A 23,582-nucleotide genomic window follows, 5' to 3' on the forward strand; every position below is an offset into this window, starting at 1 on the left:
CCGGGTAACGGGGCGGGCAGGTGACCGGTGCCGACCTCGACCACGTCGACGCGCTCCTGCTGGGCGTGCTCGAAGGCGCCGAGCCCGGTGCCCATGAGCGAGCCGGCGCGGCCGACCACGCGCGACGGCTCTGCCAGAGCCTCGAGGCCGCGGGCCGCGCCGGTGCCGCCGAGCGCGCGCGCAGCCTCGCCGTGGTGCTCGAGGACGGCCTGCCGCTCGGCGATCGCCTGACCTCGCTGGCGGACGCGACCACCGCGCTGCGCCAGGCGCTCGACGAGGTCGGCGACGACCGCGTCCCCGCCACGCCGCCCACGGCGCCGGAGGACGGCAGGCCCGCGGCCGACCGGCGCCGGCCCACCGAGGCGGTGCTCGTCGTCGGCGGCGAACCCGGCCGCGCGGCGGCGCTCGTCGAGGCCGCGGCCGGCCTGGGCGCGCGGGCGGAGGCCGTCGACGCCACGGCCGCCACGGAGCGTCTCGCGGGCGACCGCCGGCCCGACGTGGTCCTCCTGCTCGGGGCCGCGGCGACGGGACCGGGGGCCGAGGCCCTGACCGCGCGGGCCCTCGAGGCGGGCAGCGCCGTCGTCGCCGCCGCCGGTCCGGGGGAGCAGACGCCCGTCGCCGCCGCGCACGTCCCGCTCGGCCTGGCCGACCGCGAGCTCGCCGCGACGGCGCTGGCGGCGCTGGACGACGACCCCGCCGAGGGCGCGCGGGTCACCGTCGTGGGCCGCGACCCGTCGCTGGCCGGCGCGGTCGACGCCGCCCTGACCGCCTCCGGCGGGACCGCCGAGCACCGCAGCCCGGACGCCGACCACGCCGAGCTGGGTCTCGCGCCGCCCGACCTCCTCGTCATCGACGCGCGCACCGGCTGGCAGACCGCCCTGTCGTGGGTACGCGGGCTGCGCCTCGCGCCGCAGACCGCCGCGCTGCCGGTCGTCGTCCTCGCGCCGCCCGAGGCGGCGGTCGAGGACGCGCTCGTCGCCGGTGCCGACGACGTCGTCGACCAGCAGGCCTCGGCCCACGCCACGCTGCGCGCGGTGCTCCACAACCGGCTGGCGCGCGCCCGGGCGGTGCGCCGGCAGGGCGACCGCGACCCGCTGACCGGCCTGCCGCGCCAGGTCGTGGGCCTGCGCCGGCTCGGCCGCCTCGTCGAGCGTGCGGTCGTGCACGGCGACGAGCTCGCGGTCGCGATCGTGGCCGTGGACGGCCTGGGCGAGCTCAACGCGGTGCACGGCCGCGCGGCGGGGGACGCCGTGGTCGCGGCCGCCGCGCGACTCGTGGCCGCGGCGCTGCGTGGGGAGGACGTCGTCGCGCGCTGGGGCGGCGGCGAGTTCCTCGTCGCCGGGCGCCACCTCGCCCCGTCGACCGCGGTGCAGCGCCTCGAGCAGGTCGCGCGCGACGCCGAGGGCCTCCAGCCGGCGGGCGCGCCGGCCGGCACCCGCCTGCGCCTGTCGGCCGGCGTCGCCGCGCTGCCCGGCGCCGGCACGACCGCTCCGGCGCTCGTCGACGCCGCCAACGAGGCGCTGCGCGAGGCGCGCCAGGCAGGCGGCGGGCGGATCGTCGAGGCGGCCGGTCCGCCGGCGGCGCCGGCGGCGGACGTCCTCGTGGTCGAGGACTCGATGGTCGCGGCGGCGATCGTCCGCCAGGCGCTCGAGGGCCTGGGCCTGCGCGTCGAGCACGTCGCCGACGGGACGGAGGCCGCCGAGCGCCTCGGCGACGCCCGCGCGTCGCTGCCGCGCGTCGTCCTGCTCGACTGGGAGCTGCCGGGCACGAACGGCCTCGGCGTCCTGGCCCGGATGCGCGAGGCCGGGACGCTGCCGCGCACGAGGGTGGTGATGCTCACCGGCCGCAGCGGCGAGGCCGAGGTCATCACCGCGATGCGCGCCGGCGCGTCGGACCACGTCGCCAAGCCGTTCAGCGTCCCCGTGCTCGTCGAACGCGTGCGCCGCGCGCTGTCGGCGTGAGCGACCTGCTCGTCCCGGTCCTGCTGGTCGAAGCGGCGCTCGTCGGGCTCGTCGTCCTCGCCACGCTCGCCCACATGGGCAGCCGCTGGCTGCGGGCCCGCGTCCTGGGCCCCAAGGTCGCCCAGGCCCGCTACGCGTCGGTGGCCGCGATCGCGGCCGGCGCGCCGCACGGCGCGGTCGACGCGGTGCGGGCGCTGCCCTCCGCCGAGGCCACGACGCTCCTGGTGGAGGTCGCCGACGCCGTGAGCGGGCGCGCCGCGCGCACGGTGACCGCCATCGGCCGCCGCGCCGGTCTGCAGGCGCGCCTCGAGCGCCGGGCACGCGCGCTGCGCCCCTGGCGGCGGCTGCGGGCGCTGCGCGTCCTCACCCGCGTCGGCGGCGGCGCCGGCGTGGTTCCCGCGTTGCTCGACGACCCGTCGCCCGAGGTCCGTGCGGAGGCCGCGGCGTGGGTGGCTCGCCACGGCGACCGTCGCGCGGTGGAGGCGCTCGTCGCCCGTCTGGTGGATCCCGCGCTGCTGACGCGCTTCGCCGCCGCCGACGCCGTGGTCCGGGTCGGCCCGCGCGCCGCGCCAGCGGTCGCCGCCGCGCTGGACCGCGTCGCGGGAGCGCAGCTCGTGCCGCTGCTCGTCGTGGCGGCCGCGCTCGCCGACCGCAGCGTCCTGCTCGACCCCGTGCGCGCCCACACGACCGCGCCCGAGCCGGAGGTCCGCGCCGCCGCGGTCCGGGCCACGGCGGTGCTCGGCGGAGCGGGGGAGGTGGACGTCCTGGAGGGCGCGCTGGGCGACGAGGACGCCGACGTGCGCGCCGCGGCCGCGGCCGCGTGCGGGCGCACCGGCGCGTGGCGGCTGGCGCCACGGCTGGGCGCGCTGCTCGAGGACCGCTCCTGGGACGTGCGCCGCGCGAGCGGCCTCGCGCTGCGCGAGCTCGGCGGGGCGGGGACCCTCGTGCTGCGCCGCGCGCTGGGCTCAGCGGACCGCTTCGCCGCCGACATGGCCCGGCTCGTGCTCGACGAGGAGCGCGTCGGGTGAGCCTCGTCGACTGGGTCGAGGCGGCGGTCCTCGCCTACTTCGCTGCGGTCAACGGGCTGCTCGGCCTCCTGCTCGTGCTCAGCGCGCTCGACCTGCGTCGCCACCACGCGGTCACGTGGATGGCCGACCTCGACGCGCTGCGCTCGTCGGCGCTGGCGCCGCGCATCTCCGTGCTGGCCCCGGCCTACGGCGAGGAGGCGACGATCGTCGAGAGCACCCGCTCGCTGCTCGGCCTCGGCTACCCGCAGCTCGAGGTCGTCGTGGTCGTCGACGGCTCGCCGGACCGCACGCTCGAGGTCCTGCGGGAGGCCTTCGAGCTCGAGCCGGTCCTGCCGGTCTTCCGGCGCGTCATCCCCACCGCGGAGGTCCGCGCGATCCTCCGCTCGCGCCGGGCACCCGGCCTCGTCGTCGTCGACAAGGCCAACGGCGGCAAGGCCGACGCCCTGAACTGCGGGTTGTGCGTCGCCAGCGGCGAGCTGGCCTGTGCGATCGACGCCGACACGATCATCGACCCCGACGCGCTGCTGAAGATGGTCCGCCCGTTCCTCGAGGACGACCGCGTCGTGGCCGCGGGCGGGACGATCCGGCCGGTCAACGGCGCCCAGGTCCGCGGTGGGCGCGTCGTCCAGGCGGGGATGCCGCGCCGGCCGCTCGCGGCGATGCAGGCCGTCGAGTACCTCCGGGCGTTCCTGCCGGGCCGCGTCGGCTGGAACCGGCTGGGCGGCAACATCATCATCTCCGGCGCCTTCGGGCTGTTCCGCCGCGGTCCGACGCTGGCCATCGGCGGCTACGAGGAGGGGACCGTCGGCGAGGACATGGAGCTCGTCGCCCGCCTGCGCCGCCACGGCCACGAGACCGACGGCCCGCGGCGCGTCGTGTTCGTCGCCGACCCGGTCGCGTGGACCGAGGTCCCGGAGAGCCTGCGGGTCCTGGGTCGCCAGCGCGACCGCTGGCACCGCGGACTGGCCGACGTCCTCTGGCGCCACCGCGGCACGCTGCTGCGCCCGCGCTACGGGACGCTCGGCCTCGTCGCGATGCCGGCCTTCCTGCTCTTCGAGCTCCTCGCGCCCGTGGTCGAGGCGGCGGGCCTGGTCCTGCTGCTCGCGGAGGTCGCCGTGCTGGGCATCGACTGGGACTTCGCCGCCCTCTTCCTCCTGGTCGCCTACGGACTCGGCCTGCTGCTGACGACCGCGACGATCCTGCTCGACGAGCTCACCTACCACTCGTTCGGCGGGGCGCGCGAGCGGTTGCGGCTGCTGCCGTGGGCGCTCGTCGAGCCGCTCGGCTACCGCCAGCTCACGGTGCTGTGGCGGCTGCGCGGCATCGTCAGCTGGCTGCGCGGCTCGCAGTCGTGGGGCGAGATGACGCGCGCGGGCTTCGGCGCCTCCGAGCCCGCCGGCCCCGGCTCCGGCGGGAGCAGTCGGTAGGCTGCCCGCCTCCTCGCCGTGCCCAACGACGTCCTCACCGCGGCCATCGACGCGCTCGCCTCCGCCCAGGACCTGTCTCGGGAGCAGGCCGGCGCGGTCCTCGCCGAGGTCATGGCCGGCAACGCCTCCGAGCCGCAGATCGCCGCGTTCCTCATCGCGCTGCGCACGAAGGGGGAGACCGAGGAGGAGATCGCGGGCCTCGCCGGCACGATGCGCGCGCTCGCGACCCCGGTGCAGACCGCCCGCGGCGACCTGGTCGACACCGCCGGCACCGGCGGCGGCCGGCCGACGTTCAACGTCTCGACGACCGCCGCGATCATCGCCGCCGGCGCGGGCTGCGCCGTGGCCAAGCACGGCAACCGCTCGGCGACCGGCCTCAGCGGCTCGGCCGACGTGCTCGAGGCGCTCGGCGCCCGCATCGACCTCGGTGCCGACGCCGTCGGGCGCTGCATCGACGAGGTCGGCTTCGGCTTCATGTTCGCCCCCGCCCACCACGCGGCGACCCGTTGGGTGGTCCCCGTGCGCAAGGAGCTCGCCGTCCGCACGATCTTCAACTTCCTCGGTCCCCTGACCAACCCCGCCGGCGCGCGACGCCAGGTGGTGGGCGTCTCGGACCTCGGGTACGTGGACGTCCTGGCGGGTGCGCTGAGCCGCCTGGGGACCGACAGGGCGCTGGTAGTGTCGAGCGAGGATGGGCTGGACGAGATGAGCACGTCGGGCCCCACCCACGTGGTGGAGGTCGACGGCGATGGGGTGCGCCGCTACGTGGTCACCCCGCAGGACGCCGGCCTCGCACAGGTGCCCCGCGACACGGTCCGCGGCGGGACGCCGCAGGAGAACGCGGCCACGACGACCGCCATCCTGGCCGGCGTGGAGGGCCCGGAGGCCGACCTCGCGCTCCTCAACGCCGGCGCCGCGGTCTACGCGGGCGGCAAGACGGACTCGATCGCCGACGGCGTCGAGCTCGCGCGCGAGACCGTGCGGTCCGGCCGGGCCCGCGAGGCGCTCGAGGCCTACGTCCGCCTGAGCGGGGAGCTCGCGGCGTGAGCGTCCTGGACCGCATCGTCGACGCGACGCGCGAGGACGTGCGGCGGCGGCGCGAGCGCGTGCCGCTCGCCGACCTCGAGGCGCGGCTGCACGGCCGCCCCGACGACCGGCCGTTCTCCGAGGCGCTGCTGCGCCCCGGCGTCTCGGTCATCGCCGAGCACAAGCGCGCGAGCCCCTCGGCGGGCGAGATCCGCGCCGGCGCGACGGTCGAGGAGATCGTCACCGCCTACGAGGCCGGTGGGGCCGCGGCGCTGAGCATCCTCACCGAGGGCCCGCACTTCCGCGGCTCGCTGGACGACCTCGAGGCCGCCCGCGCCGCCAGCCGGCTGCCGATCCTGCGCAAGGACTTCACCGTCGACCCCTACCAGGTGGTCGAGTCGGCGGTGGCCGGCGCCGACGCCGTGCTGCTCATCGTCGCCGCGCTGCACCCGGACGACCTCCAGCTCCTGCACCGCGAGGCCCGCGCACTGGACCTCGACGTCCTCGTCGAGGTCCACGACGAGGAGGAGCTCGAGTGCGCGCTCGAGACGCTCGACGCGGACATCATCGGCATCAACAACCGCGACCTCGCCGACTTCTCGGTCGACGTCCAGCGCACCTACGAGCTGCTGGCCGACGTGCCGGCGGGCAAGACCGTCGTCTCGGAGTCGGGCATCCGCACCCGCGAGCAGCTCGAGGACCTCGAGCGCGTCGGCGTGGACGCGGTCCTCGTGGGCGAGGGGCTCATGCGCGCGCCCGAGCCGGAGGCGGCGCTGCGCGACCTCCTGGGCCTCGGCCCGCGTTGAGCGCAGCGCAATCCACCGCTCACACACGCTTTAGGCACCGGCGCCACGATGGAGCGCGTCCCGATGCAGCAGCCTGACCAGAGCCCCACGTCGCACCGGCGCGTCCCCTCGGCGCTGCCGCTCCTCCTCTCCGCCGTCATCGGCGGCGTCGTCGCCGCCGGGGCGATCACGCTCCTGGACGACGACGGCGGTGCGACGACGCGCACCGTGGTCCAGCAGGCCCCGGTCGCCGCGTCGAACCGCGTCAACGCCGAGGACGGCCTCACCCCCTCGGACATCTACGAGCGCTACGCGCCCGGCGTGGTCTTCATCAAGGCCGAGCGCGTCGAGCAGGTCCAGAGCCCGTTCGACCTGTACCCGTCCCAGCAGCGCTCGACCTCGACCGGCACCGGCTTCGTCATCAACCGCCGCGGCGAGATCCTCACGAACGCCCACGTCGTCGAAGGCACGAAGACCGTGGCGGTCCAGTTCGCCGACAAGCACACGGTCAAGGCGAAGGTCGTCGGCCAGGACACCTCGACCGACCTCGCCCTGCTGCGCGTCGACCCCGAGGGCCTGGACCTCCGGCCGCTGCCGCTGGGCTCCTCCAGGGACGTCCAGGTCGGTGACCCGACGATCGCCATCGGCAACCCGTTCGGCCTGGACCGGACGCTCACGACGGGCGTCGTCAGCGCGCTGCAGCGCCGCATCACGGCACCTGATGGCTTCGCGATCTCCGACGTCATCCAGACCGACGCCGCGATCAACCCGGGCAACTCCGGCGGCCCGCTCATCGACGCCGCGGGCCGCGTCATCGGCATCAACTCGCAGATCGAGACCGGTGGCGGCTCCAACGGCAACGTCGGCATCGGCTTCGCCGTCCCGATCGACACCGCCAAGCGGATCATCCCCGACCTCGAGAAGTCCGGGAAGGTCGAGCGCGGCTACCTGGGCGTGGGCGGCCTGACGATCGACGGCAGCCTCGCGGCGCTCGACCTGCCCGTGGACAGCGGCGTGCTCGTGCAGTCCGTGACGCCCGGCAGCCCGGCCGACGAGGCGGGACTCCAGGCCGGGACGATCCAGGCGCAGCTCGACGGCGAGCAGATCGTGCTGGGCGGCGACATCGTCACGGAGGTCGACGGCAAGGCCGTCAAGCGCCAGGAGGACCTCGCGCGGGTCGTCGGCGAGAAGCGCGTGGGCCAGACCGTCAAGCTCACCGTGGTGCGTGGCGGCGACGAGCGCGAGCTCACGGTCAAGCTGGCCCAGCGGCCGGCGACGGTCCAGGGCGGCTAGCCCGCGCGCGGCGCGCGCAGGCGCGGCCCTACGATGGAGGGCGTGACGGACGACGCCCCCCGCATCAAGTTCTGCGGCCTGACCCGCCTCGACGACGCGCAGCACGCGGTCGACGCGGGGGCCTGGGCGATCGGCCTCATCTTCTGGCCGGCCTCGAAGCGCGCCGTCGCGCTGGACGAGGCCGAGCGCATCGGCCGCGCGCTGCGCCGCAAGGTCGAGCTCGTCGGCGTCTTCGTCGACCAGCCGCTCGACGAGGTGGTCGCCATCGCCGAGGCCGTGGGGCTGACGATGGTGCAGCTCCACGGCGACGAGGGCCCCCGCTACGCCGACGAGGTCGCGCGTCGCACGGGCACGAAGGTCCTCAAGGCCGCCCGCGTCCAGACCCGGGGCGACGTCGACCGGCTCGCCGCCTTCTCGGTCGCCTACCACCTGGTCGACGCGCACGACCCGGCGCTGCCGGGCGGCACGGGCCACACCTTCGACTGGTCGGTCCTGCGCGGCCGGCGCTCCGACGTCCCGCTCGTGCTCTCGGGCGGGCTGACCCCGGAGAACGTCGCCGAGGCGATCCGGGCCGTGAAGCCGTTCGCGGTCGACGTCGCCAGCGGCGTCGAGTCCGCGCCCGGCGTGAAGGACCACGCCAAGCTCGACGCCTTCGCCGCGGCGGTCCGCTCGACCGCGCCGGCGCGGCCGGCGTCGGCCGAGGTCGTGGCGTGAGCGCCGCGCAGGGGCAGGGCCTCGAGCACCGCTTCGGGCCCTACGGCGGCCAGTACGTCCCGGAGACGCTGATGCCGGCGCTGGCCGAGCTCGAGGCCGAGTGGCTGGCCGCCCGCCGCGACCCGGCCTTCCGGTCAGAGCTCGACGAGCTGCTGCGCGACTACGTCGGGCGCCCGTCGCCGCTGTACAAGGCGCGGCGGCTGAGCGAGCTGGCCGGCCGCGAGGTCTGGCTCAAGCGCGAGGACCTCAACCACACCGGCGCGCACAAGATCAACAACGCGCTGGGCCAGGTCCTGCTGGCCAAGCGCATGGGCAAGCCGCGGATCATCGCCGAGACCGGCGCCGGCCAGCACGGCGTCGCGACCGCCACGGCGTGCGCGCTGCTGGGCCTGGACTGCGTGATCTTCATGGGCGTCGAGGACATCCGCCGCCAGCACCCCAACGTCCAGCGCATGGAGCTGCTGGGCGCGACGGTCTCGCCGGTCGAGGCGGGGACGGGGACGCTGAAGGAGGCGGTCTCCGAGGCGATCCGCGACTGGGTCACGAACGTCGCGACGACCCACTACATCCTCGGGACGGCGGCCGGCCCGGCGCCGTACCCGGCCCTGGTGCGCGACCTCCAGCGGGTGATCGGCGACGAGGCCCGCGCGCAGCTGCTCGAGCGCCGCGGCGCGCTGCCCGACCGCGTCGTGGCGTGCGTCGGGGGCGGCTCGAACGCCATCGGGATGTTCGCGGCCTTCGTCGAGGACGAGGGCGTCGAGCTCCTCGGCGTCGAGCCGGCGGGCGACGGCCTGGAGACCGGGCGCCATGGCGCGCCGCTGACGGTCGGCGGGCGACCCGGCGTCCTGCACGGGTCGCTCAGCGCCATCCTCCAGGACGACGAGGGCCAGATCTCCGAGGCGCACTCGATCTCGGCCGGCCTCGACTACCCCGGCTCGGGGCCGGAGCACGCGTGGCTGCGCGACGCGGGCCGCGCCCGCTACGTCGCGGTCACCGACGAGCAGGCGCTCACCGCCTTCCAGGAGGTCACGGCGCTCGAGGGCATCATCCCGGCGCTCGAGACCGCGCACGCGTTCTTCCACGTCCTGCACGCGCCGACGGACTCGCAGTGCGACGTGCTGTGCCTGTCCGGGCGCGGGGACAAGGACCTCGCCCAGGTGCTGGATCGCCTGGAGACCCGCTCGTGAGCGCGACGGTGGGCGCCGGCGCCCAGCGCATCGCCGACGCCTTCGCCGGCGCGGCAGGCCGCGCGGCGCTCATGCCCTACCTCATGGGCGGCTTCCCGGACCTCGCGCGCTCCAAGGCCGTGGGGGAGGCCTACGCCGACGGCGGGGCCGACCTCGTGGAGCTCGGCGTCCCGTTCTCCGACCCGCTGGCCGACGGGCCGGTCATCCACGCCGCGGGCACCGCGGCGCTCAAGGCGGGCGTGCGCACCGACGGCGTGCTCGAGCTCTGCGAGGCCCTGGCGCCGCGCGTGCCCGTGGTGCTCATGTGCTACGCCAACCTCGTGCTCGCGCGCGGGCCCGAGGCGTTCGCCAAGCGGCTGGCCGACGCGGGCGGCAGCGGCCTGATCGTCCCCGACCTCCCGGTCGAGGAGGCGCCCGCGGTGCTCGAGGCCTGCGACGCGGCGGGCCTCGCGCTCGTGCCGCTCGTGGCCCCCACGACGCCCGACGACCGCCTCGCGCTCGTCGGCTCCCGCGCGCGCGGGTTCCTCTACACCGTCTCGGTGACGGGGACGACCGGCGAGCGCAGCGGCGACCAGGACGTGGCCGCGGTCCTCGCGCGCGCGAAGGCGCACACCGACGTGCCCGTCGCGCTGGGCTTCGGCATCGGCACGCCGGCCCAGGCGCGCGCGGCCGCCGACGCCGGCGCCGACGGCGTGATCATCGGCTCGCGGCTCGTCCGCGCGGTGGCCGAGGCCGCCCCCTCCGGGGACGAGGCGAGGGCGGTCCGCGACCTCGTCGCGGGCTTCGCGCGGGCCCTGCGCGACGAGCCCTGACGACGAGGCGTCTCCGGGCCGCCGGTCGCTAGGATCCGCCTCCTCATGGGCTCCGCCATCGTCACCACGCTCGCCTTCGTCGTCTGGCTCGTCCTGTGGTCGCTGGACGTCAAGGCGCTCGACGCGTTCCTGCTGGCCGGGGCGATCATGCTCGTGGTCGTCGGCGTGCGCATGCTGGCGCGCTACATGCCGCAGAACCGCTCGGCGTAGCGCGCCGTCCGAGGCAGTTCGCCTCCCTAACCGCCTGGTCAGCATTCCTGACCAGGCACGGTCATCCAGGCTGTCCTTTGCGATTCGCCCACGCGATGCGTAGGATCGCGCCCACTTCTGGAACCGATCCCTTGAGGAGGGGATTTTGCGCGCACGGAACGTGGCAGCCTGGGGCTGCCTCGCTGCTGCGCTCTCGTTCGGGGTCGCCGCTTGCGGCGACGATGACGAGGGCGGCTCCGCCAGCTCTGGCAGCGGAGACTCCGGCAGCACGTCGCTGACCGTCTACTCGAGCCTGCCGCTCCAGGGCGACAGCCGCCCGCAGTCGCAGTCGGTCGTCAACGGCATCAAGCTGGCGCTCGAGGAGAGCGGCGGCAAGGTCGGGAACTTCACCATCAAGTACACCTCGCTGGACGACGCGACCGCGTCCGCCGGCAAGTGGGAGGCCGGCCAGGTCTCCACCAACGCCCGCAAGGCCGCCCAGGACAAGTCGACCATCGCCTACATCGGCGAGTTCAACTCGGGCGCCTCGGCCATCTCCATCCCGGTCCTCAACCAGGCCGGCATCCTGCAGGTCTCGCCGTCGAACACCGCGGCCGGCCTGACCCGCAAGGAGGGCGCCGCCCCCGGCGAGCCCGACAAGTACTACCCCTCGGGCAAGCGCACCTTCGGGCGCGTCGTCCCGGCGGACCACATCCAGGCCGCCGCCCAGGTGACCTTCCAGAAGGACGAGGGCTGCAAGAAGACCTACGTCTTCAACGACAAGGAGGTCTACGGCAAGGGCCTGGCCGACCAGGTCGAGCAGATCGCCGGGCAGCAGGGCCTCGAGATCGCGGCCAACGAGGGCATCGACACGAAGGCCGCGAACTTCCGCTCGCTGGCCCAGAAGGTCAAGTCCTCCGGCGCGAACTGCATGTTCTTCGGCGGCATCACCCAGAACAAGGGCGTCCAGCTGTTCAAGGACGTCCACGCCCAGAACCCGAGCGTGAAGCTCTTCGGGCCGGACGGCGTCGCTGAGTCGCCCTTCACCTCGAAGCTGGGTGCCGAGGTCGAGAAGATGACCTACATCACCAACCCGACCCTCGACCCGAAGCTCTACCCGACCACCGGGCAGGAGTTCTTCAAGGCCTACGAGGAGAAGTACGGGGCGGCTCCGGAGCCGTACGCCATCTACGGCTACGAGGCGATGAAGGTCGTCCTCCTGGCCATCGAGAAGGCGGGCGACAAGGGCAACGACAAGCAGGCCGTCATCGACGCGTTCTTCCAGACCAAGGACCGCGACTCGGTGCTCGGCAAGTACTCGATCGACGAGAACGGCGACACCACGCTGAGCGACTACGGCGCAGACGTGGTCAAGGACGGCAAGCTCGTCTTCGACAAGGTCCTCAAGGCCCAGACCTGAGACCGCTGAGCCACGAGAGGGCGGGCCACACGGCCCGCCCTCTCCGGTTCGGCACTGCACATGGAAGCTGCATCCCTGCCAGAGACCGGACCGGCGAGCAGGACGCCGGGGCGGTCCGCGGGCGACTTCGTCCTGGACAACATCCTCTGGGTGATCCTCGGCGGCGCGCTCGTCTTCTTCCTGGCCACCGACTTCACCCAGACGCTCGTCGACATCAAGACGGGCCTGTCCAACGGCACGATCTGGGCGCTCATCGCGCTCGGGTACACCCTCGTCTACGGCATCATCGAGCTGATCAACTTCGCCCACGGCGAGGTGTTCATGATCGGCTCGTTCGTCGCCGTCTCGGTCTGGCAGACGTTCGAGGTCAGCGCCGCCAGCAGCCTGCTGGTGATCGTCGGCTCGATGGCCGTCGGCCTCGGCGCCGCGATGCTCGTGAGCGGGTCGCTCAACGTGATGATCGAGCGGGTGGCCTACCGGCCGCTGCGCGGGGCGCCGAAGCTCGCGCCGCTCATCACGGCGATCGGCATGAGCTTCATCCTGCAGAACGTCGGCCTGCTCTGGCGCGGCACGCCCGACTCGACGCCCGACCTGATCCGCTCCCAGAAGGAGGTCTTCACCCTCCTGGACGTCACGATCGTGCGCTCGGACATCTTCGCCGTCGCGGTCACGGTGCCGCTGCTGGTCGCGCTGCTGTGGTTCGTGGGCAGCACGCGCTACGGCAAGGCCATGCGCGCCACCGCGCAGGACCCGGACGCCGCGCGGCTCATGGGCATCGACGTCGACCGGACGATCGGCCTGACCTTCCTGCTCGGCGGCCTGCTGGCCGGCGCCGCGGGGATGATCTACGCCCTCTACAACGGCACGATCCAGTTCAACCAGGGCTTCACCGCCGGCCTCATCGCCTTCACCGCCGCCGTCATGGGCGGCATCGGCAACCTCAAGGGCGCGGTGGCGGGCGGCCTGATCATCGGGGTGATCCAGGCGCTGGGCGACACGCACGCCGGCGGCCGCTGGACGCCGGTGATCGTCTTCGGCGTCCTGATCCTCATCATGGTCTTCCGGCCTCAGGGCCTGTTCGGCGAGGAGACGCGAGAGGGATGACCGCGGTCCTCGGCAACGTCGGGAGCACCCTGCGCACGGTCCGGTCGGCGGTGCCCGACTGGGTCTGGGCGCTGGTGTTCCTGGCCCTCGCCATCGCGTACCCCGCGATGGTCAGCTCCGACCTGCTGGACGCCAGCATCAACTCGCTGGCGTACATCATCATGGCCCTGGGCCTGAACATCGTGGTGGGCTTCGCCGGCCTGCTCGACCTCGGCTACGTGGCGTTCTTCGCCATCGGCGCCTACGTCATGGGCTGGCTGGGCTCGCTGCACTTCGCGGAGGTCAACGGCGGCGAGGGCATCCACGTCCTCACCAACAAGGTCGCCGAGAACCTCCCGGGCATCCACCTCAACTTCGTGATCATCCTGATCGCGGCCGCGGCGTTCACCGCGCTGTGGGGTGCGCTGCTCGGTGCGCCGACGCTGCGCCTGCGCGGCGACTACCTGGCGATCGTGACGCTCGCCTTCGGCGAGATCGTCCCGCGCATCTTCGAGAACTTCGAGGGCATCTCGAACGGCCGCCAGGGCATCACCCCGGTGGACAAGATCTCGTTCCTGCCGGGCCAGACGCCGCTGGCGTACCCGCTCGAGCTCGAGCCCGTCTACTACGTCGCGCTCGTGATGGTGCTGCTGGTGCTGTTCGTCAACCGGCGGCTGCGCGACTCGCGGCTGGGCCGCGCGTGGATCGCGGTGCGCGAGGACGAGGTCGCGGCCTCGGCCATGGGCATCAACCTCGTGCGCACGAAGCTGTGGGCCTACGCCATCGGCGCGGCGCTCGGCGGCTTCTCGGGCGCGTTCCTGGCGACCTACAAGAACACGGTCAACGTCGACCAGTTCGAGTTCGGGTTCTCCGTCTTCATCCTCTGCATGGTCATCATCGGCGGGATGGGCAACATCTGGGGCGTCGTGATCGGCGCCGTCGCCCTGTCGATGGTCGACCGCTTCCTGCTCAAGGAGCTCAACGGGATCCCGGAGTCGATCGGCCTGGACTTCGACGTCACGTCGGTGAACTTCGGGATCTTCGGGTTCTTCCTGGTGATCATGATGGTGCTGCGGCCCGAGGGCTTCCTGCCCTCCGGCAGACGAAGGCTCGAGCTGCACGAGGAGGCGGTCGCCGACGACGTGGCGTCCGCCGTGGCGGCCGAGGAGGTCATCGAGGTGCGTCCGAAGGCATGAGCGTCCAGGAGAGCACCACGGCGACCGCCCCGGTCCTGCAGGCCACGAACGTGTCGAAGGTCTTCGGCGGCCTCGTGGCGGTCAACGACGTCGACTTCGCCGTCCCGGCGGGCGGGATCGTCTCGCTCATCGGGCCCAACGGCGCGGGCAAGACGACGTTCTTCAACTGCATGACGGGGCTCTACAAGCCCACGACCGGCCGCGTCGTCTTCGAGGGCAAGGACCTCACGGGCAAGCGGCCCGACCAGATCACCGACGCGGGCATCGCCCGCACGTTCCAGAACATCAAGCTGTTCCGGACGATGACGGCGATCGAGAACGTGCAGGTGGGGATGCACCCGCGCCTGCGCTCGCGCATCACCGGCATGGTGCTGCGCACGCCGTTCGTGCGCCGCGAGGAGCGCGAGGCCAAGGACAAGGCCCGGCAGCTGCTGGACTTCGTCGGCCTCAAGCGCCACGGCGAGCTGGCGATGAACCTGCCCTACGGCGACCAGCGGCGGCTCGAGATCGCGCGCGCCCTCGCGTCGGACCCCCGGCTGCTCCTGCTCGACGAGCCGACGGCCGGCATGAACCCGCAGGAGTCCGAGGAGCTCCGCGCGCTGATGGAGAAGCTCCGCGGCGAGCAGGGGGTCTCGGTCCTGCTGATCGAGCACGACATGAAGGTGGTCATGAACGTCTCGGACCACATCACCGTGCTCGACCACGGCGAGAAGATCGCCGAGGGCTCGCCCAAGGAGGTCCGGGAGGACCCGCGGGTCATCGAGGCCTACCTCGGGAGCCAGGCATGAGCGCGACCCCGGCAGCCGGCACCAACGGCACGCGGAAGGTCCTCGAGGTCGAGGACATCCACACGTTCTACGGGGCGATCCAGGCGCTCAAGGGCGTCTCGCTCGAGGTCCGCGAGGGCGAGATCGTCACGCTCATCGGCTCCAACGGCGCGGGCAAGTCCACGACGCTGCGCTCGATCTCGGGCATCGTGCCGCCGAAGCTCGGGCGCATCCGCTTCGACGGGCAGGACGTCACCGGGACGCCCGGCCACCAGATCGCGGCGATGGGCATCGCCCACTCGCCCGAGGGCCGGCGGATCTTCCCGCGCATGACCGTCCTCGAGAACCTGGAGATGGGCGCGTTCACCCGGCGCGACACCAAGGAGATCCGCCAGGACGTCGAGCGCGTCTACGAGCTGTTCCCGCGGCTCAAGGAGCGCGAGCGCCAGAAGGGCGGGACCATGTCGGGCGGCGAGCAGCAGATGCTCGCGATGGGCCGCGCGCTCATGGCCCGGCCCAAGCTCCTGCTCCTCGACGAGCCGTCGCTGGGCCTCGCGCCCGTGATCGTCGACAAGATCTACGAGATCATCCGCGAGATCAACGCCCAGGGCGTGACGATCCTCCTCGTGGAGCAGAACGCGAACTACGCGCTCGACGTCTCCGCCCGCGGCTACGTGCTGGAGACCGGCACCGTGGCCCTGTCCGACGCCTCCTCGGCCCTGCGCTCCGACGAGCGCGTCAAGGCCGCCTACCTGGGCCACTGAACCATGGACATCGGCTTCCTCCTCGCCGCAGACATCGGCGCCAAGGCGCTCCTCTTCCTCTACCTCTGGCTCGCCTCGGCCATCGCGACCTCCGAGATCGCCAAGCGCAAGGGCTACCCGGAGAAGTGGGGCCTGGGGACGGGCATGGTCCTGCCGGTCGTCGCCGTCCTCGCGTGGCTCGTCGTGCCGCGGCGCAAGCTGCCGACGGCCTGAGGGCGACGCCGCGCCGGCGTTCCGTGCTCGCGCGTCTGGTGACGCGGGCGGGCGCCGTGGGGCAGCGAGGGGGGAGGACGCCGGAACCTCCGACCGCGCGGACTTCATGGGCGCTACGACCCTCAACGCTGCACCGCCGACCCCGACGCCCCGCGCAGCGCGCCGAGGCCGGCCGGGAGCGCCCCGCCTACGTCCCCAGCGCCTTGCGCAGCGCCGCCTCGACCTCGCGGTCCTCGAAGGCGTAGCCGAGCTCGCTCGCCCGCCCGGGCACCATCCGGACCCCGGTCGTCACGAGCGAGCCCATCTCGCCGTACAGCGCCCTGAGCGCGAAGCCGGGGACGGGGGCGAAGGCGGGGCGGCGCAGGACCCGGCCGAGGGCCTTGGAGAACTGGCCGTTGGTGACCGGCTCGGGCGAGCTGCCGTTGATCGGGCCGGAGAACGACGGGTCGTCGAGGGCAGCGAGGTAGAGGCCGATGATGTCGGCCAGGCTGATCCACGGGAAGTACTGGCGGCCGCCGGCGACCGGGCCGCCGACCCCGAGGCGGAAGGGGAGGAGCATCTTCTTCAGCGCGCCCTCCTCCTTGGACAGGACGACGCCCGTGCGCACCATCGCCACGCGGACGCCGAGCTCCTCGGCCTTGCGCGCCTCGCGCTCCCAGCCGATGCAGACCTCGGCGAGGAAGTCGTCGCCGGCCGGGGCCGTCTCGTCGACCACCTCGTCGCCGTGGGGGCCGTAGAAGCCGCTGCCCGAGGCGGTCACGAGCGTCGCCGGCTTGGACGCGACCGCGCGGATCCCGTCGACGAGGTGGCGCGTCCCGGTGACGCGCGACTCGAGGATCCGCTCCTTCGCGGCGGCGTTCCAGCGCTGGGCGACGTTCTCGCCGGCGAGGTGCACGACGGCGTCGCGGCCCTCGAGCGCGGGGGCCGGGGCGGGCTCGCCCATGAGGTCCCAGTCGTGGGCCTCGACGTCGCCGAGCTGCTGCTCGGCCCGCTGCGCGGAGCGGCTCAGGACGGTGACCTCGTCGCCCCGCGCGCGCAGCACGCGCACGAGCTCGGAGCCGATGAGGCCGGTGGCACCAGTGACGGTCACGCGCATGTGCACGACCTACGGAACGCCCGCTGCTCGAGGATCATCAGGCGTCGACCCTACCCGCGGACTACCCGTGCGGACCACCCGTGGAGCCTGGCCGCGATCTTGAAATGCACGCGAGCGTCCACTAAGTTCCTGAGCGCCCACCAGCCCCTGTGGCTAGGTGTGACAGGGGGAAGTCTGATGGAGGCGTCGTGGGGAACCAGCAGCCCCCGCGCCAGGCCAGGAGGACCGCGACGGGGCCCTGCCGTCACGGACCATCCGCAGGCCCGACAGCTGGTCCACGAAGCGCGCCCATCGGGCGCGCTTCGTGCGTCCAGGGTCCGTTCAGCAGCCGAGCGCCTTGCCCGAGCCGTCGCCCTTGCGCTCCTTGCGCAGGGTCACGGAGATCGTGTCGTGCAGGTCGCCGCTGGTGCCGCGGGCGCTCACCTTCACGGTGTGCTTCGAGCCGATCGACGCCTTCTTCGCCGTGCCGCGGACCTTGCCGTCCTTGATCTCGGCCAGGAACGCGTAGCAGCGCGTCGCCTTGCCGGCGGCGGTGCGCACGGAGCCCATCGAGTGCTGGACGCCGTCCAGCGCGCCGCCCGCGCGGATCATCCCGTCGAAGCGGCGGGGCAGCTCGTCGGCGGTCTTGACGACCACGCGGACGTAGTCCTTCGGGCCGGGCAGGTCGCGCTCGACGTAGGCGAAGGCCGACACGACCTCGAGCGACTCCACGGTGGTCGGCGCGTCGGACTGGGCGAGGGCCGACGTCGCGGGGACGACCGCGACGGCGGAGGCCAGGGCGGCGACGGAGGCGAAGGTCTTGCGGGTCATGAGGGGGCTCCTTGAGGTGTGGTGGCGACGCGCGTCGTGCGCTGTCGCCTCTCAAGACGAGCCCCTCGGAGGGAGGTCCCGCCCACCTAGGTGGACGGGACCCACACCTTCAGCTCGCGCTCGAGCGCACGCGGTCGGCGTCGACCGCCGCGAAGCCGATCGTGTCGCCGCCGCGGTCGGCGCCCGCCGCGCGCGCCTCGGCCGCCACCGCGTCGGCCACCGCCGGTGCCACGTCGCGGTTGAACACCGACGGGATGATGTAGTCCTCGCGCAGCTCGTCGTCGCCGACGACGTCCGCGATCGCCCGGGCGGCCGCGGTCTTCATCGCCTCGGTGATCTGCGGCGCACGCACGTCCAGCGCGCCCCGGAAGATCCCCGGGAAGGCCAGGACGTTGTTGATCTGGTTCGGGTAGTCCGAGCGGCCCGTGGCCATGATCCGCACGTACGGCGCCGCCTCCTCGGGCGTCACCTCCGGCGTCGGGTTGGCCATCGCGAAGACCATGGCGTCCTTGTTCATCCGCCCCAGCGCCTCGGCCGGCATGACCTTCGCGCCCGACAGGCCGATGAACAGGTCCGCGCCGTCGATGACGTCGGCCGGCCCGCCCGTGAGCTTGTCGGGGTTGGAGTTCTCGGCGTACCAGCGCTTGATCGCCGGCATCGTGCCGTCGTGGTAGTCGGCGCGCTCGGTGGAGAGCACCCCGCGCGAGTCCACGCCGATGACGTTCGTGACGCCGGCCTCCATGAGGATCTTCGTCACCGCCACGCCTGCGGCGCCCAGCCCGGTCACGAGGACCTTGACCGACGCGATGTCGCGCCCCGTCAGCTTGCACGCGTTGAGCAGCGCCGCCAGGACGACCACCGCGGTGCCGTGCTGGTCGTCGTGGAAGACCGGGATGTCGAGCTCGGACTTCAGGCGGTCCTCGATGTCGAAGCACCGCGGGGCGCTGATGTCCTCGAGGTTGATGCCGCCGAACGTCGGCGCCAGGCGCTTGACGGTCTCGACGATCTCGTCGGGGTCCTTGGTGGACAGGCAGATGGGGAACGCGTCGACGCCGGCGAACTCCTTGAAGAGCATCGCCTTGCCCTCCATGACGGGCATCGCCGCCTCCGGCCCGATGTCGCCGAGGCCGAGCACCGCCGTGCCGTCGCTCACGACGGCCACCGTGTTGCGCTTGATCGTGTACTGGAAGGCCTTGGCCGGGTCCTCGTGGATGGCCATGCAGACGCGGGCGACGCCCGGCGTGTAGGCCATCGACAGGTCGTCGCGCGTCTTGACGGGGACCTTGTTGCGCTGCTCGATCTTCCCGCCGACGTGCACGAGGAACGTGCGGTCGGTGGTGTCGACCACGATCGCGCCGTCGACGGAGCGGATCGCGTCGAGGATGGCGTCCCAGTGCTCGGGGTCGGCGGCGTCGACGGTGATGTCGCGCAGGAGCTTGTCGTCGCGCACCTCGACGAGGTCCACCGCGCCGATCGAGCCGCCCGCGCGCCCGATCGCACCCGCTACCTCGCCCAGCATCCCGGGACGGTGCGGGATCTCCAGGCGGATGGTGAGCGAGTACTGGGCGGACGGCGTCACGGACACAGCGCGGCAGACTACGAAAGGGCGAGCCGCCCGAGCCCCGCGCCCGCGGGCGGCGTCGCTAGGGTCGGCCGGGATGACGACCGGCGATCAGCGGCCGACCCTGTACCTCATCGACGGCAGCTCCCTGGCCTACCGGGCGTTCTTCGCGCTGCCGGAGTCGATCGCGACCTCGACCGGCTTCCCGACCAACGCGATCTTCGGCTTCGCGTCGATGCTCGTGAAGCTCCTCACCGAGCACGGGCAGCACCCGACGGTCGTCGTGTGGGACGCGGGTCACAGCGGCCGCAAGGACGTCAGCCCGGACTACAAGGCGACGCGCACGACGCGGCCCGACCTGCTCAAGGAGCAGTGGCCGCACCTCGCGCCGCTGGTCGAGGCCTTCGGCTACCGCAACGTCAGCGTCCCCGGCTACGAGGCCGACGACGTCATCGCCACCATCGCCGAGCAGGCCCGGGACCAAGGCCAGTCCGTCGTCATCGTCACGGGCGACCGGGACATCTTCCAGGTCATCGACCCCGAAGGCGTGGTCAAGGTCCTGGCCACGGGCCGCGGCATCACCGACACCAAGCTCTACGACCGCCAGGCGGTGGTCGACCGCTACGGCGTCGGGCCCGAGCTCATCCCCGACTTCTACGGCCTCAAGGGCGACACGTCGGACAACATCCCGGGCGTCCCGGGCATCGGCGACAAGACCGCCTCGGACCTCCTCCAGCGCTTCGGCGACCTCGAGACCGTGCTCGGCTCCGTCGACGAGATCAGCGGGGCCAAGCGCAAGGAGAACCTCGTCAACCACGCCGACGCGGCGCGGATCTCCAAGCAGCTCGCGACGATCCAGCGCGACGTCCCAGGCGTCGACGTCGACCCCGCCGCCGAGGCGGCCCGCGCGCCCGACCGCTCGCGCCTGCGCGAGGTCTTCCGCGAGTTCGAGCTGCGCGCGCCGCTGGCCCGCCTGGAGGAGCACCTGGCCGAGGCGGCCGACGGCGCCGGCCCCGACCAGCTCGAGTCCGCCAGCGAGACGACGCTCTCCGCGCGCGTGCGCGAGGCGACGCTCGACGACGTCCGCGGCCTGGCCCCCGACGACGAGGTGGTCCTCGTCGTCCACCCGCCCCAGACCCCCGAGGGCCAGCTGCCCGTGGGCGACGACCCGCACCGCTTCGCCGTGGCCACGACGGCCGGCGAGGTGCTCGTCGGGCCGTGCGAGCGCCCCGAGGACGCCGTGCGGGCGGCGGGCGGCCGGCCCGTCAGCGCCCACGACGCCAAGGAGCTCGGGGTCGTCCCGCCGCGCCTGGCGCACGACACGCTCCTGGCCGCCTACCTGCTCGAGCCGGCGCGCCGCGGCTTCCCGCTGCGCGAGCTGGCCGACGAGCGCGGCTTCGGGGTCGACGTCGAGGACCCCGCCGCCGCCGACGCCCTGCGCGTCCAGGCGCTCACCGCCTGGCAGCGCGAGCAGCTCGAGAGCCGCGGGCTCACCTACCTGCTCACCGAGGTCGAGCTGCCGCTCGTGGCCGTCCTGCGCGACCTCGAGCAGGTCGGCGTGCGCCTCAACGCCGAGCGCCTCGCCCTGATCCGCCAGCGCGTGGACGACGAGGTGGCGACCCTCGAGCGCGAGATCTGGGAGCTCGCGGGGGAGGAGTTCACGATCGGCTCGCCCCAGCAGCTCGGCGCCGTCCTCTTCGAGAAGCTCGGGCTGTCGCGCAAGCGTCGCGGCAAGACCGGCTTCTCGACCGACGCGCGCGTGCTCCAGGCCATCCGCGACGAGCACCCGATCGTCCCCAAGGTCGAGCGCTGGCGCGAGCTCAACCAGCTCTCGAAGACCTACCTCGAGGTGCTGCCGGGCCTGCGCGACGCCGACTCGCGCCTGCACACCACCTTCGTGCAGGCGGTCGCCTCCACCGGCCGCCTGGGCTCGACGAACCCGAACCTCCAGAACGTCCCCGTCCGCACGCCGTTGGGCCGGGAGATCCGCGGCTGCTTCGAGGCCGCCGGCGACCACGTCCTGACGAGCGCCGACTACTCGCAGGTGGAGCTGCGGATCCTCGCCCACGTCGCGGGCGAGACCGTCCTCGAGGAGATCTTCGTCAAGGGCGAGGACGTCCACACGGCCACCGCCTCGCAGGTCTTCGAGAAGGCGCCGGAGGACCTCACGCCGATGGACCGCTCGAAGGCCAAGATGATCAACTACGGCATCGTCTACGGCCTCAGCGACTACGGCCTGGCCGACCGCCTGAACATCCCGCGCGAGGAGGCCAAGGCGTTCATCGACGCCTACCTCGAGCGCTTCGCGAACGTCGCGCGGTTCATGGCCGACACCATCGCCCAGGCCAAGGAGCAGGGCTATGTCACGACGCTCTACGGCCGCCGCCGCCAGATCCCGGAGCTGCGCGCGCGCAACTTCCAGGTCCGCACGCTGGGGGAGCGCCTGGCCGTCAACACCGTGATCCAGGGCACGGCCGCCGACGTGATGAAGCTGGCGATGATCGGCGTGCACCGGGCGCTGGCAGCGACCGACCTCGAGACGCGGATGATCCTCACGATCCACGACGAGCTGCTCTTCGAGGGGCCCGCCGAGGAGGTCGAGGCGGTCCGCGAGCTCGTGGAGCGCGAGATGGTCGCTCCCTGGGGCGACCGCACGCCGCCGCTGGCCGTCGACGTCGGGGTGGGGCGGACCTGGCTGGAGGCGAAGTAGGTGGACCGCGGGGCGGCGGTCGTCACCACCGCGGTCGTCGGCGGGCTCATCGCGCTGCAGGCGCCCATCAACTCGAACCTCGGCCGCCACGTGGGCACCTTCCAGGCGGCGTTCGTCTCGTTCGCGGTCGGCACGCTGCTGCTCCTCGCCATCGCGGCGCTCGCCAAGGGCGGCCTGGGAGGCATCGGCGGGGTCCGCGACCTCTCGTCGCCCGGCTACCTGCTCGGCGGCGTGCTGGGGGCCGCCTACGTGGCCACGGCACTGGTCACCGTCCGGTCGCTCGGGGCCGGCGGCGTGACCGCCGTGACGATCGCCGGACAGCTCACCATGTCGGTCGCCCTGGACCACTTCGGGGCCCTCGGTGTGGAGAAGGACCCGGTGACCGCCAGTCGTCTCCTCGGGGTCGCGCTGCTCGCCCTGGGGGTCTTCCTCGTCGTGCGCGACGGCTAGCCGCGTCATCTCTCGCAGAACTCGCGAAGGTGTGGTGAACCGCACTTGACGCGGGTGTGTCGGCGCGGCAGCATCGCTTGCACAGGGGATGTTCCGCTGCGCAGGACGCGTGGCGGCTCACACCGGCACGGCTGCCGAACCGCAGGGGGAACCAGTGCTTCGGCGTCTGCCGTCCACGCTGGCCGTGCTCGTCACGGCTGCAGCCATCGTGCCCGCGACCGTCCACGCGGCACCCGTCAGCGCCCAGTTGAAGGGCGAGAACGGCTTCGGGAGCTTCGACCCCGCGCTGCCCTGCGGCGTCGGCGACGGGCCCAGCTGGCGCTACGCCTGGGAGGACGGCGTCGCGACGTCGCCGGGCGGCCTGTTCGGCGGCCTGTGGAACGGCTCCTTCGAGGTCCACGACGCGGGCGCGTCGACGGCCTTCATCCCCGACTCCGACGGGCGCATCGCGCTGCAGCTGCCGACGACCGGCTCGCGCGTGGGCACCGCGTCCTTCGACACCGCGGGCGGGCAGGGCTGCGCGAACGCCGGCCTGACGCTCACGCCGCTGTCGGCCAGCGACCCGACGTCCCAGAAGGTGACCGGCACCATCCCGGTCGTCGCCAAGGGCGGCACGGGCGCGCTGCGCGGCCTCACCGGCTCGGGCACCGCCCAGCTCTCGCTCGAGCTGACGCCGGGCGCCGACAACGACGCGACGCTCGACCTCAACGGCAACTTCACTGTTGCGGCGCCGGAGCTGAAGGTCTCCGGCGTCCAGGCTCGCTGGGCCAACCTCTCCGAGTGGCTGCAGCGCCGCCTGACGCTCTACGTCGGCGTCGCCGGCACGGCCGGCAAGGGCAACGCCTACGACGTGCGCCTGACCGGCGTCGGCGGCGGCTCGGGCAGCTTCTCGGGCGTGCCGACCGGCACCCAGACCGTGCTCGCCGGTGGGGGCGCGACGTTCTCGTTCAAGATGAACAACGTCAACTGGGGCCAGAAGTACACCGTCTCGGTGACCGCAGCCGGCAAGGACGGCCTGCTCGTCCCGCAGCCGCCCGTGAGCGGGCCTGTGACGTTCACCGCACCGCTGCTGCCCTAGGGGAGGGAGCAC

22 protein-coding genes are annotated in these 23,582 nt (G+C 73.4%); 19 read left to right on the top strand and 3 right to left on the bottom strand.

Going from position 1 to position 23,582, the window contains the following annotated elements:
* Positions 1-20 precede the first annotated feature (20 nt).
* The 16 genes from JUB12_RS01080 to JUB12_RS01155 all read left to right on the top strand — a co-directional run bounded on the left by JUB12_RS01080 (position 21) and on the right by JUB12_RS01155 (position 15,865).
* On the top strand, positions 21-1,961 hold the full coding sequence (locus JUB12_RS01080; protein WP_205697773.1) for a response regulator: 1,941 nt from the start codon (positions 21-23) through the stop codon (positions 1,959-1,961).
* Positions 1,958-2,989: a HEAT repeat domain-containing protein gene (locus tag JUB12_RS01085; RefSeq protein WP_205697774.1), complete on the top strand. Its 1,032-nt coding sequence runs from the start codon at positions 1,958-1,960 to the stop codon at positions 2,987-2,989. The genes JUB12_RS01080 and JUB12_RS01085 overlap by 4 nt, the downstream gene beginning before the upstream one ends.
* A complete protein-coding gene (locus JUB12_RS01090; protein WP_205697775.1) occupies positions 2,986-4,416 on the top strand; it encodes a glycosyltransferase family 2 protein in 1,431 nt (476 codons plus the stop codon). Before JUB12_RS01085 ends, JUB12_RS01090 begins: the two co-directional genes overlap by 4 nt.
* Before the next feature lie 18 nt (positions 4,417-4,434).
* On the top strand, positions 4,435-5,463 hold the full coding sequence (trpD, locus tag JUB12_RS01095; RefSeq protein WP_205697776.1) for an anthranilate phosphoribosyltransferase: 1,029 nt from the start codon (positions 4,435-4,437) through the stop codon (positions 5,461-5,463).
* Positions 5,460-6,248 carry an indole-3-glycerol phosphate synthase TrpC gene (gene trpC / locus JUB12_RS01100; protein ID WP_205697777.1) on the top strand — a complete coding sequence of 263 codons (789 nt, stop codon included), beginning with the start codon at positions 5,460-5,462 and terminating at the stop codon, positions 6,246-6,248. Before trpD ends, trpC begins: the two co-directional genes overlap by 4 nt.
* Before the next feature lie 63 nt (positions 6,249-6,311).
* Positions 6,312-7,520, top strand: coding sequence for a S1C family serine protease (locus JUB12_RS01105; RefSeq protein ID WP_205697778.1), 1,209 nt, complete (start codon positions 6,312-6,314; stop codon positions 7,518-7,520).
* A 42-nt stretch (positions 7,521-7,562) separates the two neighbouring features.
* The gene (locus JUB12_RS01110) at positions 7,563-8,234 is read left to right on the top strand and encodes a phosphoribosylanthranilate isomerase (protein ID WP_205697779.1); all 672 of its coding nucleotides are present in this window, start codon (positions 7,563-7,565) and stop codon (positions 8,232-8,234) included.
* Positions 8,231-9,421: a tryptophan synthase subunit beta gene (gene trpB, locus JUB12_RS01115; RefSeq protein WP_241004377.1), complete on the top strand. Its 1,191-nt coding sequence runs from the start codon at positions 8,231-8,233 to the stop codon at positions 9,419-9,421. Before JUB12_RS01110 ends, trpB begins: the two co-directional genes overlap by 4 nt.
* Entirely contained in the window at positions 9,418-10,233 is an 816-nt protein-coding gene (gene trpA, locus JUB12_RS01120; protein ID WP_241004378.1) for a tryptophan synthase subunit alpha, read from the top strand. Before trpB ends, trpA begins: the two co-directional genes overlap by 4 nt.
* Before the next feature lie 45 nt (positions 10,234-10,278).
* Positions 10,279-10,443 (top strand): hypothetical protein, encoded by a 165-nt coding sequence (locus tag JUB12_RS01125; RefSeq protein ID WP_205697780.1) that lies wholly within the window; start codon positions 10,279-10,281, stop codon positions 10,441-10,443.
* Positions 10,444-10,603: 160 nt separating this feature from the next.
* The gene (locus JUB12_RS01130) at positions 10,604-11,842 is read left to right on the top strand and encodes a branched-chain amino acid ABC transporter substrate-binding protein (RefSeq protein ID WP_205697781.1); all 1,239 of its coding nucleotides are present in this window, start codon (positions 10,604-10,606) and stop codon (positions 11,840-11,842) included.
* A 60-nt stretch (positions 11,843-11,902) separates the two neighbouring features.
* Positions 11,903-12,946, top strand: coding sequence for a branched-chain amino acid ABC transporter permease (locus JUB12_RS01135; protein ID WP_205697782.1), 1,044 nt, complete (start codon positions 11,903-11,905; stop codon positions 12,944-12,946).
* On the top strand, positions 12,943-14,121 hold the full coding sequence (locus JUB12_RS01140) for a branched-chain amino acid ABC transporter permease (protein ID WP_205697783.1): 1,179 nt from the start codon (positions 12,943-12,945) through the stop codon (positions 14,119-14,121). The genes JUB12_RS01135 and JUB12_RS01140 overlap by 4 nt, the downstream gene beginning before the upstream one ends.
* Positions 14,118-14,909 carry an ABC transporter ATP-binding protein gene (locus tag JUB12_RS01145; protein ID WP_205697784.1) on the top strand — a complete coding sequence of 264 codons (792 nt, stop codon included), beginning with the start codon at positions 14,118-14,120 and terminating at the stop codon, positions 14,907-14,909. The genes JUB12_RS01140 and JUB12_RS01145 overlap by 4 nt, the downstream gene beginning before the upstream one ends.
* Positions 14,906-15,652 carry an ABC transporter ATP-binding protein gene (locus JUB12_RS01150; RefSeq protein WP_205697785.1) on the top strand — a complete coding sequence of 249 codons (747 nt, stop codon included), beginning with the start codon at positions 14,906-14,908 and terminating at the stop codon, positions 15,650-15,652. Before JUB12_RS01145 ends, JUB12_RS01150 begins: the two co-directional genes overlap by 4 nt.
* Before the next feature lie 3 nt (positions 15,653-15,655).
* Positions 15,656-15,865 (top strand): hypothetical protein, encoded by a 210-nt coding sequence (locus JUB12_RS01155; protein ID WP_205697786.1) that lies wholly within the window; start codon positions 15,656-15,658, stop codon positions 15,863-15,865.
* Positions 15,866-16,052: 187 nt separating this feature from the next.
* Here the strand turns inward: JUB12_RS01155 and JUB12_RS01160 are convergent, their stop codons facing one another.
* From JUB12_RS01160 to JUB12_RS01170, 3 genes are all read right to left on the bottom strand, one after another.
* Positions 16,053-16,961, bottom strand: a complete 909-nt coding sequence (locus JUB12_RS01160) for a TIGR01777 family oxidoreductase (RefSeq protein ID WP_205697787.1) — start codon at positions 16,959-16,961, stop codon at positions 16,053-16,055.
* A gap of 321 nt (positions 16,962-17,282) precedes the next feature.
* The gene (locus tag JUB12_RS01165; RefSeq protein WP_205697788.1) at positions 17,283-17,771 is read right to left on the bottom strand and encodes a hypothetical protein; all 489 of its coding nucleotides are present in this window, start codon (positions 17,769-17,771) and stop codon (positions 17,283-17,285) included.
* Between the two features lie 109 nt (positions 17,772-17,880).
* Positions 17,881-19,356: an NAD-dependent malic enzyme gene (locus tag JUB12_RS01170; protein WP_205697789.1), complete on the bottom strand. Its 1,476-nt coding sequence runs from the start codon at positions 19,354-19,356 to the stop codon at positions 17,881-17,883.
* A gap of 73 nt (positions 19,357-19,429) precedes the next feature.
* Here JUB12_RS01170 and polA point away from each other — a divergent pair, with 73 nt between their 5' ends.
* The 3 genes from polA to JUB12_RS01185 all read left to right on the top strand — a co-directional run bounded on the left by polA (position 19,430) and on the right by JUB12_RS01185 (position 23,570).
* Entirely contained in the window at positions 19,430-22,042 is a 2,613-nt protein-coding gene (gene polA / locus JUB12_RS01175; protein ID WP_205697790.1) for a DNA polymerase I, read from the top strand.
* Positions 22,043-22,492, top strand: coding sequence for a DMT family transporter (locus JUB12_RS01180; RefSeq protein WP_205697791.1), 450 nt, complete (start codon positions 22,043-22,045; stop codon positions 22,490-22,492).
* A gap of 208 nt (positions 22,493-22,700) precedes the next feature.
* Entirely contained in the window at positions 22,701-23,570 is an 870-nt protein-coding gene (locus JUB12_RS01185; RefSeq protein ID WP_205697792.1) for a hypothetical protein, read from the top strand.
* The last annotated feature ends 12 nt before the right edge of the window (positions 23,571-23,582 follow it).

The sequence above is a fragment of the Conexibacter sp. SYSU D00693 genome (genome assembly GCF_017084525.1).
Lineage (GTDB): Bacteria > Actinomycetota > Thermoleophilia > Solirubrobacterales > Solirubrobacteraceae > Baekduia.

Bases quoted from the DNA above. Each gene is read 5' to 3' on its own strand.
- JUB12_RS01165 (WP_205697788.1), bottom strand. From the start codon at position 17,771: ATGACCCGCAAGACCTTCGCCTCCGTCGCCGCCCTGGCCTCCGCCGTC.
- polA (WP_205697790.1), top strand. From the start codon at position 19,430: ATGACGACCGGCGATCAGCGGCCGACCCTGTACCTCATCGACGGCAGC.
- JUB12_RS01105 (WP_205697778.1), top strand. From the start codon at position 6,312: ATGCAGCAGCCTGACCAGAGCCCCACGTCGCACCGGCGCGTCCCCTCG.
- JUB12_RS01140 (WP_205697783.1), top strand. From the start codon at position 12,943: ATGACCGCGGTCCTCGGCAACGTCGGGAGCACCCTGCGCACGGTCCGG.
- JUB12_RS01125 (WP_205697780.1), top strand. From the start codon at position 10,279: ATGGGCTCCGCCATCGTCACCACGCTCGCCTTCGTCGTCTGGCTCGTC.
- JUB12_RS01135 (WP_205697782.1), top strand. From the start codon at position 11,903: ATGGAAGCTGCATCCCTGCCAGAGACCGGACCGGCGAGCAGGACGCCG.
- JUB12_RS01155 (WP_205697786.1), top strand. From the start codon at position 15,656: ATGGACATCGGCTTCCTCCTCGCCGCAGACATCGGCGCCAAGGCGCTC.
- JUB12_RS01150 (WP_205697785.1), top strand. From the start codon at position 14,906: ATGAGCGCGACCCCGGCAGCCGGCACCAACGGCACGCGGAAGGTCCTC.
- JUB12_RS01160 (WP_205697787.1), bottom strand. From the start codon at position 16,961: ATGCGCGTGACCGTCACTGGTGCCACCGGCCTCATCGGCTCCGAGCTC.
- JUB12_RS01145 (WP_205697784.1), top strand. From the start codon at position 14,118: ATGAGCGTCCAGGAGAGCACCACGGCGACCGCCCCGGTCCTGCAGGCC.